Genomic DNA, 17,054 nt, shown 5'->3' on the forward strand with positions numbered 1-17,054 from the left:
GCCGATGACCCACATCGCTGCGGTCAAATCAGCTTGTCAGCGGCAAAATGGTGTCGCGCCGGTGCTGTGTTCCAAAGGCTGACGCCCCCTGGGGCTGCCGTAGTGATGGACAATCGCCGCCAGATCGCGTGGCGGTGTGGCCGTCTCGATAAAGGCGCGGGCATTGGCGCTATGGTTAAAGATCGAGCCGTCTGAAAAGAACGTGGTATCCGTCACGAAAACCACATTGGCATCAGGTTGGCGAAACTGTGCAAAATCCGCGACGGTCAGGGCGCTGCCTTCTGCCAACACCAGATCAAGAACGATCACGTCAAAATCCCGACCTTCGACCATCTGAAGGGCCTCGGCACCGGTTTGCACGTGGGTGACATCCGCGTGCAAACGCTCAAGGTGTCGTTTCCACAACTCACCCAGGCTTTGGTTGCTTTGGACAATCAGGACGCGCATTTTGACTCCGTGTTTTAGACAGTTGTAATCGTACATGAAGGACTCGTTAAACAAAACGTGTTCCATCACAACTCTGCCCAAATTACTAACGAAGTATTAACGTGGACGTTAACCTGTACGAAAAGAGAGTTAAGAAAGCTTAACCTTGTGATTCCGGCGAAAATCCGCTTGGTAAGCAGCACAAAAGACAGGCGGAATTTCATGACAACCTGGATCACCACATGTGACACCTGCAAGCGCGAAGGCTGGGAAGACAGCGATATGGCGCAGACCGATGGCGAAAAACTCGCCACCCTGATCGAAATGGCGGCAACCGGGCTGACAAATGTCAGAACGCGGCGCGTATCCTGCCTGATGGGCTGCAAAAAAGGGTGCAACGTGGCGATCCAGGGACGCGATAAGCTGAACTACACGATCGGCGATTTCGAACCCAATACCGAATCCGCTTCCGGGATTGTGGCCTATGCCATGGCCCATGCCACATCGGACACCGGGCAGGTCCCCTATCGGGAATGGCCGCAGGCGATCAAGGGGCATTTCGTGACCCGTCACCCGCCATTGCCACAGGACGAATGACCCAAATACGCGACCATGGCGGCGGCCTTGATGCCGCCATCGCCCGATATGGCGGCGACAGGACCGGCTGGCTGGATCTGTCGACAGGTATCAACCCGATGCCGTATCCGATGCCGCGCCTGCCCGCCGATGCATGGACAGCGCTGCCGGACCGCGCCGCATTCATGCAGCTTTACGAACGTGCCCGCAGTTTCTGGAATATACCGGACGGTGCGGCGATCATTGGTGCCACCGGGGCATCGGCGATTATCGCGGCCCTGCCCGGCGCCCTGCCAAAAGGCGAGGTCTGCATCCCCGGCCCGACCTATAACGAACATGGGGCCGCATTTCGGGCAGCGGGCTGGGACTTGGGTCAAGACCCAAGCCACGTTGTGGTTGCTGTTCATCCCAACAACCCCGATGGGCACCTATGGCAGGCGGATGATCTGACCGCTGATATCACAGTGATCGACGAAAGCTTCTGTGATGTGGCCCCCGATCAATCCCTGATCCATCTGGCGGACCAACCCGGCACGGTTGTCCTGAAAAGCTTTGGCAAGTTCTGGGGGCTTGCCGGCCTGCGGCTCGGTTTCGCCATCGGCGATCCGGACATCATCGGCAAACTAACCGACCTGCTTGGCCCCTGGCAGATATCCGGCCCAGCGCTGGCCATCGGGGCAGAGGCATTGGCCGACCCACAATGGGCCGACGAAACCCGCGCAAGGCTGACAACCGACGCCGCCCGGCTGGACACGCTCCTGATCTCCAAAGGGGCGGAACTGGTCGGTGGCACCACCCTGTTCCGGCTTTACAAGGTGAAAGACGCCGCCGCCGCCCAACATCAGCTGGCCCAGAACCATGTGTGGTCGCGCATCTTTCCTTATGCCGTTGACTGGCTGCGGCTGGGTCTGCCCGCCCACGGACGCTGGGCACAATTGGAAGCTGCCCTGTGACCCTGATCCTGGGCATGCTGCTCGACGCCATCTTTGGCGAACCGCGCTGGCTCTGGTCGCGCATCCCGCACCCCGCCGTGCTGACCGGTCAGCTGATCGGCTGGTGCGATGCCAAATTCAACAAGGGCGATCATCAGCGGGTGATGGGCACCCTGACCATTGTCGAACTTTGCATTGCCGCCGCAGCACTTGGCTGGCTCTTGCAGGCGATCCCCGGACAGATCGTTGACATCATCGTACTGGCAATCCTGCTGGCGCAGAAATCGCTGGTCCAGCATGTGCAAGCGGTGGGCGACGCCCTGCGCCTGTCGCTTGGCGACGGGAAACGGACGGTCGCCATGATCGTAGGGCGCGACACCCGCGATATGGATGAGGCCGCAGTTGCCCGCTCTGCCATCGAAAGTGCCGCCGAAAACCTCTCTGACGGGGTCATCGCACCGATCTTCTGGTTCGCTGTCGCGGGGCTGCCCGGGCTTCTGGTCTATAAGGCCGCCAACACCGCCGACAGCATGATCGGCTACCGGACCCCCCGGCACGAGAAATTCGGCTGGGCCGCCGCCCGGTTCGATGACCTCCTGAACCTGATCCCGGCACGGCTGACAGCGCTCCTGATCTGGGGCGTCACGGCGCGCCCCGACATGCGCAAGATCCTCCGCGACGCCAGGCTTCACCGGTCTCCCAACGCCGGCTGGCCAGAGGCGGCGATGGCCTACGGACTCGGCATCGCGCTCAGCGGACCGCGCACCTACAACGGCACCATGCGGGACTATCCGCTCGTGAACGGCGAGGGCGAACGCGATCTGACACCGGATCATGTGGATGCGGCTGTCAAAACGCTATGGCAGGTCTGGGTCCTGACGCTCGCGGGGGCATTGGCCATCTGGATCATCCAGCTGACCTGAGACGGCTTCTGTTGCGCAGATATCAGCGGATCGCTCAGATGATGATGACTTTGCTTGCGCCCTTACGCATCGCTGTTAACGTCGGCGTAAATTCGAAAGGACACTCCATGCGCCTCGCCCTCGCCTTCACCCTTCTGGCCAGCACCGCCCACGCCCAGACCTGCGGTGGACCGGTCGGCGCGTTCATCGAGGGGGTCAAGGCCGAGGCACAGGCTGCAGGCATCCCAGCCGCCACCGCCGACAGTTTCTTTCAAGGGGCGCAAATCGACGATGCGGTTCTGCGGGCCGACCGGGCGCAAGGGGTGTTCCAGAAGGATTTCATCAGCTTCTCGCGCGCTCTGATCAGCCAAAACAGGATCGACAACGGACGGGTCTACAGCCAACGCAACGACGCGACATTCGACGCGATCGAGGCACGGTTCGGCATCCCGCGCGGCGTGCTTCTGGCCTTCTGGGCGTTCGAGACGGATTACGGTCAGGTCCAGGGCAGCTTCAACACCCGCAACGCGCTGCTGACGCTGGCCCACGACTGCCGCAGACCCGACCTGTTCCGCCCGCAACTGATCGCAGCAATTGAACTCTACCGGCGCGGCGGTATGAACCCCGCCAGCACTACTGGCGCCTGGGCGGGCGAGATTGGGCAGCTACAAAAACTCCCCCGTGAGATCGTGGAAAAAGGCATGGATGGCGATGGGGACGGGGTTGTCGACCTCAAATCATCCTCCGCCGATGCGCTGATGACCGGGGCTAATGTGCTGTCCTCGCTGGGATGGCGCGCAAACGAGCCTTGGCTGCAGGAAATTAACGTGCCCGAAAGCCTTGACTGGTCGCTGACGGGCCTGAACCAAAAGGCCACCGTCGCCAATTGGGCCGCGCGCGGGGTCACGGCCCGCAACGGCAACCTCGGCTCCGCCAACCTGCCCGCCGCCGTCCTTCTGCCGATGGGGCGGAACGGGCCAGCCTTCCTCGCCTATCCGAATTTCGACGTCTATTTCGACTGGAACAAAAGCTTCGTCTACGTCACCACCGCCGCCTATTTCGCGACCCGGCTGGAAGGCGCGCCGGTCTACAACACGGGCAACCCCAGCCCGCCGCTGACAGGCTCGCAAATGCAGCAATTGCAGCAAAAACTGACGGCGCGCGGGCACGACGTGGGCGGGATTGACGGGATCCTGGGGGCTAAAACACGCGAAGCGGTCCAGGCCGAACAGGTGCGGCTTGGGTTACCCGCCGACGCATGGCCTACAGTGGATTTGCTCAACCGCCTTTAGCCGTCCTGACTGCCTGACGGGCCGATGCGGCATCCTCGACCCGCAGCCAGAAGCCAAAAAACGAAGCGCGGAAACCCGACATCACAATGCCACCTCCATGGCAGCACGTTCACCTGCCTTGGCGCTGACCGCCCGCACCATCATGAATGCGCCGGACCATTCCGGATGGTCCGCAAACCGCCAGACCCCGTCGATCCGGGTCAGTGCGCCATTTAATACCCCTTCATACACCGGATCATCCCCCTGATCGAAACCGGCATAAGTCTTGCGAAACGACACATCATGCCCATGCCGCGTCCCCGCCAGACGGGCAATCAGGTCACTGCCCATATCAGACCGAAATGTGTTGGGCTCGGTGATCTCGCCGCTCAGCGCACCTGCCTCTTCCTGCAAAATGGCTTCGAAGGACACTGGGAACAGACCCTCACCATAATCATAGCGGCCCATCCAGACACCGCTGAGTGTCGTGAAAATGTCAGTCATTGTCAGCAGTCTTTCCAAATTCTCAGGCCGATATGCGTCCTGAAACAGGTAAATGGTTAATGCAGCCACCGTGCGTTGGGGTCCGACGTTTTGCCGACGCAAATCCGACGCGATGCCGACTGCCCAAATCGGGGCGAATCGGTCATAGATGAACACCCCGTGCGTATGGGTTGCATCGCCGCCTCACGCTACCAGCGCTTCGGCTTTCTTCAGGTCCACCGACACCAGCTGCGACACGCCCTGTTCGCCCATTGTGACACCAAACAGCCGGTCCATCCGGCTCATCGTCACCGCATGGTGGGTGATGATCAGGAACCGGGTTTCGGTGCGGCGCGTCATCTCATCCAGCAGATCGCAAAACCGCGTCACGTTCGCATCATCCAGCGGCGCGTCGACCTCGTCCAGCACACAGATCGGGGCCGGATTGGCCAGGAACACAGCAAAAATCAGGGCTAGCGCCGTCAGCGTCTGCTCACCACCCGACAGCAGCGACAGGGTGCTCAGCTTCTTGCCCGGTGGCTGACACATGATCTCAAGCCCGGCCTCCAGCGGGTCATCGGATTCCACCAGAACCAGCTTCGCCTCACCACCGCCAAACAGATGGGTGAACAGCAGGCCGAAATTATCATTCACCTGCTCAAAGGCGGTCAGCAACCGCTCGCGGCCTTCCTTGTTCAGGCTCGCAATTCCCGACCGCAAGGCAGCAATCGCCGCCTCCAGATCGGTCTTTTCAGACACCAGATTGTCATGCTCAACTTGCACTTCCTTGGCATCCTCCTCGGCGCGCAGGTTGACGGCACCCAGCGAATCCCGCTGTCGTTTCAACGCATTAACCTGGCCCTCGATCACGTCAGAGGCTGGCATCTGATCGAGATCGGTCTCCAGGCTTTCCAGCAGTTTCTCGGGTGTGACCTCCTGCGCCTCCATGATCCGCTCGGCGGCATAGGCAACCGTCTCACGCGCGGCATCCGCCCGCGCCTCTGACCGGGCACGCGCCTCTCGGGCCTCCGACGCCAGACGCTCCGCATCGCGTTCCTGATGGCCCGCATCACGTAGCACGTTCTCAGCCTCGGCCAGCTTATCGGCCGACGCCTTGCGCCGGGTCTCGGCCTCGTCAATCGCGTCAGCCAGTTCGGCCCGTTTTGCCGCGATCTCTTCAGGCGCCGCTGTCGCCTCGGCCAGTTCCGCCTCTGACGCCGCCTTGCGTTCGGCCAATTCCGCCGTGCGCTTGTTGGCCGTCTCCAACCGGTGCTTCCAGCCCGAGATTTCCTTGGTGATCTCTTGTGATCGCTTCAACCGCTGCTCACCCTCGCGGCGCACCTCGTCATGGGCGGACCGGCGTGACATCATGGTGATCCGCGCAGCCTCGACCGTCATCTTCACATCTTCGACCGACGCGCGCGCCTGATTCAGATCAGGCAAGCCCTGCGCGGTCTTTTCAGCCTCTGTTAAGGCTTTGCGGGCAATCATCGCCTCCTCTTCATGGCGTTTCATCGCCAGCCCAAGACTGTCCAATTTGCCCTGCGAAAGGTTCCGATCCGCCTCCGCCCGGCTTGCAGCCCGGTTTGCATCCGCCACGGCCCGGTCGGCATCGCGGCGGGCGGCGCGGGCGGCATGGTCGGCCTCTGTCTGCTCTTTGAGCAAGGCGGTCAGCGCCTCATGAGCCTGAGCGGCACCCACAGCCGTCGCCGCAGCGTCCTCAAGGTCCCGCTTCAGCTCGGTCAAACGGTTCAATTGTTGCAACCGCAGCGCCGCCGCTGATGGCGCATCCTCGGCCCCGGCACGGAACCCGTCCCACCGCCACAGATCGCCATCCACCGAAACCAGCCGCTGCCCCGGTTTCAACTCCGCCTGCAACCGTGGACCATCGGCGGCATCCACCAACCCCACCTGGCTCATCCGGCGCGCCAGAACCTCCGGCACGGTCACGTAATTTGTCAGCGCCATCACACCATCAGGCAATGTCTGCGGCGTGGCATATCCTGGCAACAACGCCCAACCCGATTTCGCATCCGCGCCGACTTCCGGGGCGCGCAGATCATCGGCCAGCGCGGCACCCAGCGCCTTTTCATACCCGCCCTGAACACGCAATAAATCAAGGACTTGCCCACCCTCAGCCGTATCGCGCTCCACCAGCTTCGCCAGTGCGGCCACCTCGGCGCGCAGGGCATTCGCCTCACCCTCCGCCTCGGACCGCGACGCACGCGCATCGCTCTCGCGACCTTGCGTTTCAGCCCGTGCCGCCTCGGCTTCCGCTAGCGCCTTGTCAGCTGCTTCAGCCGCCGCAACCGCCAGTTTTTCAGCCTCGCCCGCTGCTGCAAAATCCGCCTCGGCCTTGGCGAGCGCTGCCGCCGCCTCTTCCATCGCGGACTTGGCGCGCGCCGCCTCACCTTCGTTCTTTTCCAGGGTGGTGCGGTTGTCTTCCACCAGACGCTGCGCCGACTGATGGCGCGCCGCCAAACGCGCCACATCTTCGGTCAATTGCGCCGAATCCGCTTCGCGCTCCTGCAGCACACTCGCCGCCTCACGGGCCGCAACCTGCGCTTCTTCCAGGCGCTTGTCGTGTCCTTCACCGGCCTTGGCAATCTCGCGGGCTTCCCATTCCAGCCGCTCAATCGTCTCGCCCGCGTCCTTGTTTAGCCCGCTCTCGCGTTCCATATCGCGGCCCAACTGGTCAATCCGGCTGCGCAAGGTCTCGATCATCTCAAGCGCGCGGGCTTCCTGATCCTTCAGCGTGTCGCGCTGCACCTGCAGGCGCTGCAACACGGCAGCCGCAATCGCCTCTTCCTCGCGCAATGGGGGCAATGCATCCTCGGCCGCCTGACGACCCTTCGCCGCTTCCCGCGCCGCTTTCTCCGCCTGTGCGGCCGCCGTTGTGCGCTCCCGCAACTGCTCGGACGCCGCCAGCAGCGCCTCATCGGCCTCTTTCCAGCGACGGAACAGCAACATACCTTCGGCCTTGCGCAGCTTCTCCCCGATCTCACGATAGCGCGCGGCCTGCTTGGCCTGCCGGGCCAGCTGAGCCAGTTGCGCAGCCAGCTGTTCGATCACATCATCGACGCGGGTCAGGTTGGTCTCGGCACCCCTCAGCTTCAGCTCCGCCTCATGACGACGCTGGTACAGGCCCGAAATCCCCGCCGCTTCCTCAAGGATACGGCGGCGAGATTTCGGCTTGGCATTGATCAGTTCCGAAATCATGCCTTGCCGGACCAGGGCCGGCGAATGCGCCCCTGTCGATGCATCGGCAAACAGCATCTGGACATCACGGGCACGCACATCCTTGGTGCCGACCTTATAGGCAGACCCGGCATCGCGGGTGATGCGGCGAATGATCTCAAGATTGTCATTGTCGTTAAAGGCGGCGGGCGCCAGCCGCTCACCATTATCAATGACCAGCGACACCTCGGCGAAATTGCGGGCAGGCCGGGTCGCGGCCCCGGCAAAGATCACATCTTCCATCCCGCCGCCACGCATCGCGGTGGGGCGGTTTTCACCCATCACCCAGCGCAGCGCCTCCAGCAGATTCGACTTGCCACAGCCGTTCGGCCCCACAACACCCGTCAAACCATCGGCGATGATCAGATCGGTGGGGTCGACAAAGCTTTTGAAGCCATTCAGTCGAAGTTTGCTAAAACGCACGGGTGTCCTGCTCTTGATTCCCTCAAGTTGATAAATCCTGTCCCCGCAATGGGGGCGGAGTCAACGAAAGCCATCTACATAAGGCTGAATCACGCCAGTTATCCACAAGATATTGCGGCACGCACCCTTCTTTCTTCCAGAAATACTCCCGCCGGAGGCCCAAAATCTTTTTGGACCCGCCGTCACAGCGGGCCAAAACGTCGCATTCCACCTTGACGGCGCGGCCTGCAAAGGCGCACAACATTGCTCGTATGGTTCCCCGACGATGCCAAGCATCAGGGGATCAAATGGGAATGTGGACAGACCGATCCGCGCCGGAGGTCACAAGCCACAGCCGCCCCCGCGACTGTATGCGGAAAGTGCGTTGCGACAATGCCACTGGGAAACCGGGAAGGCCGCAATGTGCAATGACCCGCAAGCCAGGAGACCAGCCATACGCCGGGGCCACACGCCCCGGGACAACAACAACGGACGGGGTGTTCCGTGGGGGTCATGGCCGGGGCAAATGCCGCGACCACTCCATGAAATCCCCCCTTTAATCGCGATCCAAAGGGGACGACATGAAACGCATTCTCACCGCCGCAGGCCTCAGCCTTGCCGCTTCACCGGCACTTGCCCACCACCCTCTCGGCGGCATGCCGATGGAAACATTCGCCCACGGGGTTCTGTCCGGCGTCGGCCACCCCGTGCTGGGCTTTGACCATTTGTTCTTCGTGGTCGCCATGGGGATCGCCGCGCTCTTCACCGGGCGCAAGCTGCTGACACCTGCAGCCTATATCGGGGCCATGCTGCTCGGGACCGCGCTGATGTATGCAGGCATCGCCATGCCGATCGCCGAAACCGTGATCGTGCTGTCGCTGATCGTGCTGGGCGGGATCGTTCTGTCCGGCAAGGCGCTGAACACCACAACCGCCATGCTGATCTTCGCCACATTCGGCCTGTTCCACGGCTCTGCCTTCGGCGGCTCCATCGCCGGGCAAGAGGGCGGCATCGGCGGCGCGGTCCTCGTGGGCTATCTGATCGGGCTTGGTGTGATCCAGTACGTGATCGCCATCGGCGCTGGTTGGGTTGTCACGAAACTGGGCGCATCAGATGCAACCGCCATCAACGCCCGCCTTGGCGGCGCCATGGTTGCCGGTGTCGGCGTCTTCCTCGCGCTGGAAATCGTGGAAGGCCCGGTTGTGGCGCTCCTGGCCGCCTAAGCGCCAAACAAAACATGAAACATGGCGGCCCCGCAGGGGCCGTCATTCCGTTTGGTCAACACATTCAAGGACGCGCAAATGCCCGCCAAAATCCCCGCCACCGTCGTCACCGGCTTTCTCGGCGCCGGGAAAACCACGCTGATCCGCCACATGCTGCAAAATGCGCAGGGCAAGCGGATCGCGCTGATCATCAACGAATTCGGCGATCTTGGCGTCGATGGTGACATCCTCAAAGGCTGCGGTGATGAGGTCTGCTCCGAGGATGATATCGTCGAGTTGTCGAACGGCTGCATCTGCTGCACCGTCGCCGATGATTTCATCCCCACGATGGAGGCACTTCTGGCCCGCGACCAGAAACCCGACCATATCGTCATCGAAACCTCGGGCCTTGCCCTGCCGCAACCGCTGGTGCGCGCCTTCAACTGGCCCGGCATTTCCACGAAAGTTACCGTCGACGGTGTGGTCACCGTCGTTGACGGTCGCGCCGTGCATGACGGCCAGTTCGCCCATAACGTCGCCGCCGTCGATGCCCAGCGCGCGCAGGATGAAAACCTCGACCACGAAACCCCGCTCTCCGAACTGTTCGAAGACCAGATCGCCTGCGCCGACATGATCGTCGTGAACAAGACCGATCTTCTTGACGCATCAGAGGCCGACACACTTACCGCCCGGCTGAAATCCGAAAGCCGCGCCGGCGTGCAGGTCGTCAAGGCCAGCATGGGCGCACTGCCGGTCGATGTGCTGCTCGGTCAGGGGATCGGCGCGGAAAGCGACCTCGCCGCGCGGCACGAAATCCACCATCACCACCACCATGATGATGACGAAGACGACCATGACCATGACCATGAACACGGCCACGACGAATTCGAAAGTTTCATCGTCACCCGTGGCGAAATCAGCGACGCAAACGCCTTTGCCGAACAGGTGGCCGACACAATCCGCGCCCATGACATCCTGCGGCTCAAGGGTTTTGTCGCCGTCACCGGCAAACCCATGCGCCTGACGCTCCAAGCGGTCGGCCCGCGCGTCGATAACTATTTCGATCAGCCCTTCGGCGATGCGCCCCGCAACACCCGCCTTGTCGTGATCGGCGAGGCTGGGCTGGATCAGGCCGCCATCACCGCCGCCCTGACGCGATGATCGTTGTCGAGCGCACCGACCCGCGCCATCCCGGCGCCGTGGCCCTGCTGCAGCAAAGCCACGCCTTGATGCAAAGCCTGTTCCCGCCAGAGGATAATTTCTACCTCGACATCAACGATCTGGCAGCCGATCACATCCATTTCTTCACGGCCCGGCAAGGCGACAGCATCCTCGGAACCGGCGCCGTCGCCATCAAGGACGGCTATGGCGAAATCAAATCCATGTTCGTGGATCAGGCCGCGCGCGGCACCGGCGTCGCCGATGCCCTGATGCGCCAGCTCGAGGACGCAGCCCGCGAAAACGGCGTCACCCTGCTGAAACTCGAAACCGGCAATGCCCTGCACGCGGCCCATAAACTCTATCGCCGTCACGGCTTCACCGATTGCGGGCCGTTCGGCGACTATGTCGCCGCTAAAAGCTCGATCTTTATGGAAAAGAAGCTGTGATCTCAGCCCGCTTTCTTCGCCTCAGTCGCCTTTTTCATCCGGGCGAGCAATTCTGCCTTGCTTTCACGCTGACCAAACGGCTTTTTCTTCGACCCGTGGGCGTTGTGCTCCTCGTGCTTTGGTCCCTTGTTGCCCATATTTGGCGCTCCTGCGGCTTTATAGTCCATGATCTTTCCTCTTCATCTAGGGCGCAGCTACCACGGGGCCAGCGCTGATGCATCTGCTTGCTGCAACCCCCGGCGCGATTTCTGACGGAACCGAACCTGTCGATCTGGGTCAGACCCCCGCCGATCTGGTCATCATTTCCGCCGCCGACACCGAACTGGCGGCCCTGTCGGATGCGCGCAGCGAAATGGCCGATCCGCCGACGCTGCGGCTGGCCAATATGATGCACCTGACCCACCCGATGTCGGTCGATCTGCATCTGGACAATTGCGCCACGAAATCCCGGCTCGTGATCGCCCGCATCCTCGGCGGGGCAGGCTACTGGAAATACGGTCTAACCCAATACGCGGCCCGGCTGCACGCGGCAGGCATCCCCTTCGCCGCCCTGCCCGGTGACGACAAACCGGACCCTGAATTGCGCGGCCTCTCCACGGTCAGCGGACAGGACTACGACACCTTGTGGTCCTACCTCGTCGAAGGCGGCCCGCAAAACAGCACCAACCTGCTCGCCTATGCAAGGGCCTTGCTGGACGGCGGCGAAAAACCCGCCGCCCCCGCACCGCTTCTGCGCGCCGGTGTCTACTGGCCGGGTCCCGGCATTGCCGACCTCGCGGCAGCGCAAGGAACATGGACCGACGGCGCGCCCATCATCCCCATCATCTTCTACCGCGCCCTCGTCCAAGGCGGCGGGTTGAACCCCGTCAACCGGCTCACCCGCAGCCTGTCACGCGCAGGCCTCAACCCGCTGCCCATCTTCGTGGCCAGCCTCAAGGACCCGGTCAGCACGGCCACACTGAAATCGGTCTTCGACGCCGCCCCGCCCGACGTGATCCTCAACTGCACCGCCTTCGCTGTGGGCTCTCCGCATGACGGCGACGACAGCCCAGAAAACCCGCTGCTGACCAACCACGCACCCATCTTTCAGGTCATCCTGTCTGGTGCCGCCGAATCCACATGGGCCGAAGGCCAGCACGGGTTGACCGCCCGCGACATCGCCATGAACGTGGCCCTGCCAGAGGTCGACGGGCGCATCCTCTCCCGCGCCGTCAGCTTCAAGGGTGAGGCGTTCTTTGACGACGCCACCGAATGCCCCATCGCCACCTATCAGGCGCGCGGCGACCGGATCGATTTCGTCAGCCAATTGACAAAAAACTGGGCCAACCTGCGCCACACGCCACCGCAGGACAAAAAGGTTGCCCTGATCCTCGCCAACTACCCCAACAAGGACGGCAGGCTCGCCAATGGCGTCGGCCTCGACACACCCGCCGCTACAATCCACGTGCTGACCCTGCTGCAATCCGAAGGCTATACCGTCACTCCACCCTCCGACAGCGCCGCGCTGATGCAACAGATCATGGACGGTCCCACGAACTGGCTGACCGACCGAGCGGATAAGGAAGGTGGCGAATACCTCCCCCTCGACATCTATAAACAGCATTTCGATGCCCTGCCCTGGGAGGTCAAAGACCAAATCACCACCCGCTGGGGCCAACCCGAAGACGATCCGTTCATCCACGCTGACGGTTTCGCCCTCAGTATCCACCGGTTCGGCAATGCAGTCGTCGGTCTGCAACCGGCGCGCGGCTACAACATTGACCCGACCGACACCTACCATTCGCCAGACCTCGTCTCGCCGCACAACTATCTGGCCTTCTATTTCTGGCTGCGCCATCACTGGGGCGCGGACGCCATCGTGCATATGGGCAAACACGGCAATCTCGAATGGCTGCCGGGCAAGGCCGTCGCCCTGTCCGAAACCTGCTGGCCAGAGGCTGTGCTTGGCCCCACACCGCATATCTATCCCTTCATCGTCAACGACCCCGGCGAAGGCACGCAGGCCAAGCGGCGGACCAGCGCCGTCATCATCGACCACCTGACCCCGCCACTGACCCGCGCCGAAAGCTATGGCCCACTGCGCGATCTTGAGGCGCTGGTCGATGAATATTACGAAGCCGCAGGCGTCGATCCCCGCCGGATCGACTATCTGCGGCGCGAAATCCTGTCCTTGTCAGACGTCACCGGCCTTGCAAAAGATGTCGGTTTCACTGGCGACAATGACAGCGACCTTGGCAAACTCGATGCATATCTTTGCGAATTGAAAGAGGCACAGATCAGGGACGGGCTGCACATCTTCGGCCAGTCGCCCACCGGGCAACAGGAACGCGATCTGGCCATCGCACTCGCCCGCGTGCCGCGCGGCGATGGCAAAGGGGCCAACGCCTCACTCCTCCGGGCACTGGCTGCCGACCTGAACCTTGGCTTCGACCCGCTCGATTGCGACATGGGTGCACCGGCGGCCGAAAAACCCGACGCCCTCGCCGATGGCACCACGTGGCGGACCAACGGCGACACGATCGAAAAACTCGAAAACCTCAGCCAAAAACTCCTGCGGGACGGCGGGTGGGGCGATGTGGGGTTCACCCCACGAGCGTCACAGGCCGTCCTCACAGAAATCCAGGACCACATCCTGCCCACCATCCAGACCTGCGGTCGGGCCGAAGGGGCGGCCCTACTCACAGCCCTTTCAGGGCATTTCGTCAGCCCGGGCCCGTCCGGCGCCCCAACGCGCGGGCGGCTTGATGTGCTCCCCACCGGGCGCAATTTCTTCAGCGTTGACAGCCGAGCCGTCCCCACCCCAACCGCTTGGGCACTGGGCTGGAAATCCGCCAACCTCTTGATCGAAAAACACCTGCAGGACCATGGCGACTGGCCGCGCACCATGCTGATCACCGCCTGGGGCACCGCGAATATGCGGACCGGCGGCGATGACATCGCGCAGGCGCTGGCACTGATGGGGGTCAAACCCACCTGGGACAGCGCCAACCGGCGCGTCACCGGCTTCGACATCCTGCCTCAATCCGTCCTCGGCCGCCCCCGCGTCGATGTGACCTTGCGCATTTCCGGCTTCTTCCGCGACGCCTTTCCACAACTCATCGCACTGATCGATTCCGCGGCCCGCGCCGTACAGGCACTCAACGAACCCGATGATCTCAACCCCGCCGCCGCCCGCACCAGACAAGGCGAGGATCAGTCCCGCGTCTTCGGCTCCAAACCCGGGGCCTACGGGGCCGGCCTGCAGGCCCTGATCGACGAACGGATCTGGACCGACAAGGCCGACTTCGCCGAGGCCTATCTGGAATGGGGCAGCTATGCCTACGGGTCAGGGGCCGAAGGGCGCAGGGCCCGCGCGGCCATGGAACAACGCCTGTCCCAGACCGAGGCCATCGTGCAAAACCAGGACAACCGCGAACACGATATCCTCGACAGCGACGATTATTACCAGTTCGAAGGGGGTGCCGCCGCCGCGATCAGCACCTTGCAGGGTCAGGACCGCCCGATCTACCACAACGACCATTCCCGCCCCGAACGCCCCATTATCCGCACGCTCGATGATGAAATCGGGCGCGTGGTACGGTCCCGTGTAGTCAACCCCAAATGGATCGACGGCGTCAAACGGCACGGCTACAAAGGCGCGTTCGAAATCGCGGCCACAGTTGACTATCTCTTCGCCTTCGCCGCTACCACAGGCGCTGTGCGCAACCACCATTTCGACCTGGTGGAGGAGGCATTCATCAAAGACGGCGCCACCCGCGACTTCATCGCTGATGCCAATGCCCCGGCATTGCGCGAAATCGCCGAGCGCCTGCAAGAGGCGATTGACCGCAACCTCTGGCAGCCGCGGTCAAACTCGGCCCGGGCGCGCATTGCAGGTCTACTGTCAGATGCCAGTGGCCAGCGCAGCAACACTCAGATAACACAGAAATAAGGCTCCACAAAAATAGGGCATCAGATCGTCCAGTCCTTGATTTTACGTTGCAGACATAGTGTGGGCAAACAACGTCGCGAAAGCGGGAAAGGTTCACCAAATTTCCCCCAAAATCATCAGATCAGAGGGCGCATGAACCACCTTCGCTACGCAAATTTGTCAAAACAAAAACAATGCGATGTTTTGGTCAGCATTGTTGAGGAATGCGCACCGCTGATGCAGGTTTTCTCCCAAGCGCGCACACTCAACCTGCCCGACTGGTGGATCGTCTCGGGCGCGATCTACAATCAGGTCTGGAACCACCTGACCGGCAGACCAGACCTACATGGCGTCAAAGATATCGACCTGTTCTACTTCGATCCGGATACCAGCTACGGCGCAGAGGACGATGTGATCAGGCGTGCTGAAAGCCATTTTGACACCCCGGTGCCCGTCGAGGTCCGCAACCAGGCGCGGGTCCATGTGTGGTACAAGGATCATTTTGGACAGGACTATGACCCGCTGAAGAAAACCACCGACGGCATCGACAACTTTGCCTGCAAAACCCACGCGGTCGGGATGCGCCTTGGCCCGGACAACCGGTTCGACATCTACGCACCGTTCGGCCTGGACGACATTTTCAGCTTCCGCCTAACGCCCCATACCAAACGCGATAACCGGGCTACACATCTGGCCAAAGCCAAACGTCAGATGAAACTTTGGCCGGAACTGAGCTTTGTGCCATGGCCAGATTGAACCCATCCCCACCTCCCGCTACGCTCAGCCGCAAAGGAGCCATCCCATGACAGACGATACCGAACGCCACGCAATGAAAATGGCCAAGAAAAAGGCCGCCCGCGACAAGATCATGGCGACCAAGACCGATAAAAAGGGCCTGATCATCGTCCATACCGGCAAGGGCAAGGGCAAATCCTCTGCCGCTTTTGGCATGATCTTCCGCTGTATCGCCCATGACATGAAATGTGCCGTCGTGCAGTTCATCAAAGGGGGCATGTCGACCGGTGAGCGCGACCTGATCCTGTCAAAATTCTGCGATATCTGCGCCTTCCACACCATGGGCGAAGGGTTCACATGGGAAACACAGGACAAATCCCGCGACACCGAAATGGCGCAGGCCGCATGGGCCAAGGCCAAGGAACTGATCCTTGATGAAACCAACCACATGATCCTGCTGGACGAGATCAATATCGCGATCCGCTATGACTATGTCAGTGCCGCCGAAGTGGTGGACTTCCTGAAAAACCACAAACCCGAAATGACCCATGTGGTGCTGACCGGGCGGAACGCGCATGAAGACCTGATTGAACTGGCCGATCTGGTCACTGAAATGGAACTGGTCAAACATCCGTTCCGGTCTGGGATCAAGGCGCAGATCGGGGTGGAATACTGATCAGCGCGGGGCAGGGGCACCGGCATGACACGTGCTTTGATCCTCAGCGAAACCGACCTTGTTGCCAGCGGCGTGCAGCGGGCCGTCTACTTGCACCCGCATGACAAGACAAAACTGGTCAAGGTACTGCGTCCGGCAGAAGAGATGCCCGCCCGGACCAATTTCAACGGGATCATGGACCGTCTGTTTCCCAGCACCCGTCTACGCCAGATCCGCAAGGAATATCAGGAATACCTGCGCACGATGCTGCGCCACCCCGAAGCCGATTATCACAGCCCGATTTCACACATGTACGGCTTTGCGACCACCAATATGGGGCTGGGATGCATCACCGAACGGGTGATGAACGCGGATGGCACACTGGGGCCCACCATCGGGGCGATGGCCAAGGCGGGCAATCTGACGCAGGACGCTATCGACCTGCTCAACGATACAATCGGGCGCATTTACAGGTATCATATCCGCGCCAGCGACATGAACTCGAACAATTTTGTCGTCGGCCATCGCGACAGTGGCAGCGGGATGGGGCCAAGGGAATGTGTGCTGGTGGACGGGTTCGGCGATATCCATGCAATCCCGGTGCGGTCGATGGGACAATGGGCAAATCGCATGGGGCTGGATGACAGCTGCCGACGACTTGCCCGCAACACAGGGCTGCAATGGGACGGCGCTGCGCGCCGGTTCTTGCGCTAGGG

General features: G+C 61.8%; 15 protein-coding genes and 1 riboswitch. Of the genes, 11 read left to right on the forward strand and 4 right to left on the reverse strand.

Annotated features, from left to right (window positions below):
- Positions 1-36: 36 nt before the first annotated feature.
- The gene (locus tag ACFWW4_RS20210; protein WP_393930072.1) at positions 37-447 is read right to left on the reverse strand and encodes a response regulator; all 411 of its coding nucleotides are present in this window, start codon (positions 445-447) and stop codon (positions 37-39) included.
- Between the two features lie 201 nt (positions 448-648).
- Between ACFWW4_RS20210 and ACFWW4_RS20215 the strand changes: the two genes are divergently transcribed.
- From ACFWW4_RS20215 to ACFWW4_RS20230, 4 genes are all read left to right on the forward strand, one after another.
- Entirely contained in the window at positions 649-1,023 is a 375-nt protein-coding gene (locus ACFWW4_RS20215; protein ID WP_393930070.1) for a DUF1636 family protein, read from the forward strand.
- Positions 1,020-1,955: a threonine-phosphate decarboxylase gene (locus ACFWW4_RS20220; protein ID WP_411892488.1), complete on the forward strand. Its 936-nt coding sequence runs from the start codon at positions 1,020-1,022 to the stop codon at positions 1,953-1,955. Before ACFWW4_RS20215 ends, ACFWW4_RS20220 begins: the two co-directional genes overlap by 4 nt.
- Positions 1,952-2,857, forward strand: a complete 906-nt coding sequence (gene cbiB / locus ACFWW4_RS20225; RefSeq protein WP_411892489.1) for an adenosylcobinamide-phosphate synthase CbiB — start codon at positions 1,952-1,954, stop codon at positions 2,855-2,857. Before ACFWW4_RS20220 ends, cbiB begins: the two co-directional genes overlap by 4 nt.
- A 107-nt stretch (positions 2,858-2,964) precedes the next feature.
- Complete coding sequence (locus ACFWW4_RS20230; RefSeq protein WP_411892490.1) at positions 2,965-4,128, forward strand: lytic murein transglycosylase; 1,164 nt, start codon at positions 2,965-2,967, stop codon at positions 4,126-4,128.
- Between the two features lie 81 nt (positions 4,129-4,209).
- On the opposite strand, the gene ACFWW4_RS20235 is transcribed toward ACFWW4_RS20230, so the two are convergent.
- Both ACFWW4_RS20235 and smc read right to left on the reverse strand, forming a co-directional pair.
- Positions 4,210-4,611: a hypothetical protein gene (locus ACFWW4_RS20235; RefSeq protein WP_411892491.1), complete on the reverse strand. Its 402-nt coding sequence runs from the start codon at positions 4,609-4,611 to the stop codon at positions 4,210-4,212.
- Between the two features lie 183 nt (positions 4,612-4,794).
- Positions 4,795-8,250 carry a chromosome segregation protein SMC gene (smc, locus tag ACFWW4_RS20240; RefSeq protein ID WP_411892492.1) on the reverse strand — a complete coding sequence of 1,152 codons (3,456 nt, stop codon included), beginning with the start codon at positions 8,248-8,250 and terminating at the stop codon, positions 4,795-4,797.
- A 235-nt stretch (positions 8,251-8,485) separates the two neighbouring features.
- Positions 8,486-8,701: riboswitch (cobalamin riboswitch) on the forward strand.
- A 109-nt stretch (positions 8,702-8,810) separates the two neighbouring features.
- Between smc and ACFWW4_RS20245 the strand changes: the two genes are divergently transcribed.
- From ACFWW4_RS20245 to ACFWW4_RS20255, 3 genes are all read left to right on the forward strand, one after another.
- Positions 8,811-9,452: a HupE/UreJ family protein gene (locus tag ACFWW4_RS20245; protein ID WP_411892493.1), complete on the forward strand. Its 642-nt coding sequence runs from the start codon at positions 8,811-8,813 to the stop codon at positions 9,450-9,452.
- Between the two features lie 78 nt (positions 9,453-9,530).
- Positions 9,531-10,592: a cobalamin biosynthesis protein CobW gene (gene cobW, locus ACFWW4_RS20250; protein WP_411892494.1), complete on the forward strand. Its 1,062-nt coding sequence runs from the start codon at positions 9,531-9,533 to the stop codon at positions 10,590-10,592.
- Complete coding sequence (locus tag ACFWW4_RS20255) at positions 10,589-11,038, forward strand: GNAT family N-acetyltransferase (protein ID WP_411892495.1); 450 nt, start codon at positions 10,589-10,591, stop codon at positions 11,036-11,038. Before cobW ends, ACFWW4_RS20255 begins: the two co-directional genes overlap by 4 nt.
- Before the next feature lie 2 nt (positions 11,039-11,040).
- Here ACFWW4_RS20255 and ACFWW4_RS20260 read toward each other — a convergent pair whose 3' ends face one another.
- A complete protein-coding gene (locus tag ACFWW4_RS20260; RefSeq protein ID WP_411892496.1) occupies positions 11,041-11,205 on the reverse strand; it encodes a hypothetical protein in 165 nt (54 codons plus the stop codon).
- Positions 11,206-11,252: 47 nt separating this feature from the next.
- Between ACFWW4_RS20260 and cobN the strand changes: the two genes are divergently transcribed.
- From cobN to ACFWW4_RS20280, 4 genes are all read left to right on the forward strand, one after another.
- Complete coding sequence (gene cobN / locus ACFWW4_RS20265; protein WP_411892497.1) at positions 11,253-14,969, forward strand: cobaltochelatase subunit CobN; 3,717 nt, start codon at positions 11,253-11,255, stop codon at positions 14,967-14,969.
- Between the two features lie 216 nt (positions 14,970-15,185).
- Positions 15,186-15,704, forward strand: a complete 519-nt coding sequence (locus ACFWW4_RS20270) for a nucleotidyltransferase family protein (RefSeq protein ID WP_411892498.1) — start codon at positions 15,186-15,188, stop codon at positions 15,702-15,704.
- 46 nt (positions 15,705-15,750) lie between these two features.
- Positions 15,751-16,359, forward strand: a complete 609-nt coding sequence (gene cobO, locus ACFWW4_RS20275) for a cob(I)yrinic acid a,c-diamide adenosyltransferase (RefSeq protein ID WP_411892499.1) — start codon at positions 15,751-15,753, stop codon at positions 16,357-16,359.
- A 24-nt stretch (positions 16,360-16,383) separates the two neighbouring features.
- Positions 16,384-17,052 carry a YrbL family protein gene (locus ACFWW4_RS20280; protein ID WP_411892500.1) on the forward strand — a complete coding sequence of 223 codons (669 nt, stop codon included), beginning with the start codon at positions 16,384-16,386 and terminating at the stop codon, positions 17,050-17,052.
- The last annotated feature ends 2 nt before the right edge of the window (positions 17,053-17,054 follow it).

The sequence above is a fragment of the Yoonia sp. SDW83-1 genome (genome assembly GCF_046762885.1).
In the GTDB taxonomy this organism is placed as follows: domain Bacteria; phylum Pseudomonadota; class Alphaproteobacteria; order Rhodobacterales; family Rhodobacteraceae; genus Yoonia.

Coding starts and splice junctions, on each gene's coding strand:
- ACFWW4_RS20210 (WP_393930072.1), bottom strand. CDS start 447: ATGCGCGTCCTGATTGTCCAAAGCAACCAAAGCCTGGGTGAGTTGTGG.
- ACFWW4_RS20215 (WP_393930070.1), top strand. CDS start 649: ATGACAACCTGGATCACCACATGTGACACCTGCAAGCGCGAAGGCTGG.
- ACFWW4_RS20220 (WP_411892488.1), top strand. CDS start 1,020: ATGACCCAAATACGCGACCATGGCGGCGGCCTTGATGCCGCCATCGCC.
- ACFWW4_RS20230 (WP_411892490.1), top strand. CDS start 2,965: ATGCGCCTCGCCCTCGCCTTCACCCTTCTGGCCAGCACCGCCCACGCC.
- ACFWW4_RS20235 (WP_411892491.1), bottom strand. CDS start 4,611: ATGACTGACATTTTCACGACACTCAGCGGTGTCTGGATGGGCCGCTAT.
- ACFWW4_RS20245 (WP_411892493.1), top strand. CDS start 8,811: ATGAAACGCATTCTCACCGCCGCAGGCCTCAGCCTTGCCGCTTCACCG.
- cobW (WP_411892494.1), top strand. CDS start 9,531: ATGCCCGCCAAAATCCCCGCCACCGTCGTCACCGGCTTTCTCGGCGCC.
- ACFWW4_RS20255 (WP_411892495.1), top strand. CDS start 10,589: ATGATCGTTGTCGAGCGCACCGACCCGCGCCATCCCGGCGCCGTGGCC.
- ACFWW4_RS20260 (WP_411892496.1), bottom strand. CDS start 11,205: ATGGACTATAAAGCCGCAGGAGCGCCAAATATGGGCAACAAGGGACCA.
- cobN (WP_411892497.1), top strand. CDS start 11,253: ATGCATCTGCTTGCTGCAACCCCCGGCGCGATTTCTGACGGAACCGAA.
- ACFWW4_RS20270 (WP_411892498.1), top strand. CDS start 15,186: ATGCAGGTTTTCTCCCAAGCGCGCACACTCAACCTGCCCGACTGGTGG.
- cobO (WP_411892499.1), top strand. CDS start 15,751: ATGACAGACGATACCGAACGCCACGCAATGAAAATGGCCAAGAAAAAG.
- ACFWW4_RS20280 (WP_411892500.1), top strand. CDS start 16,384: ATGACACGTGCTTTGATCCTCAGCGAAACCGACCTTGTTGCCAGCGGC.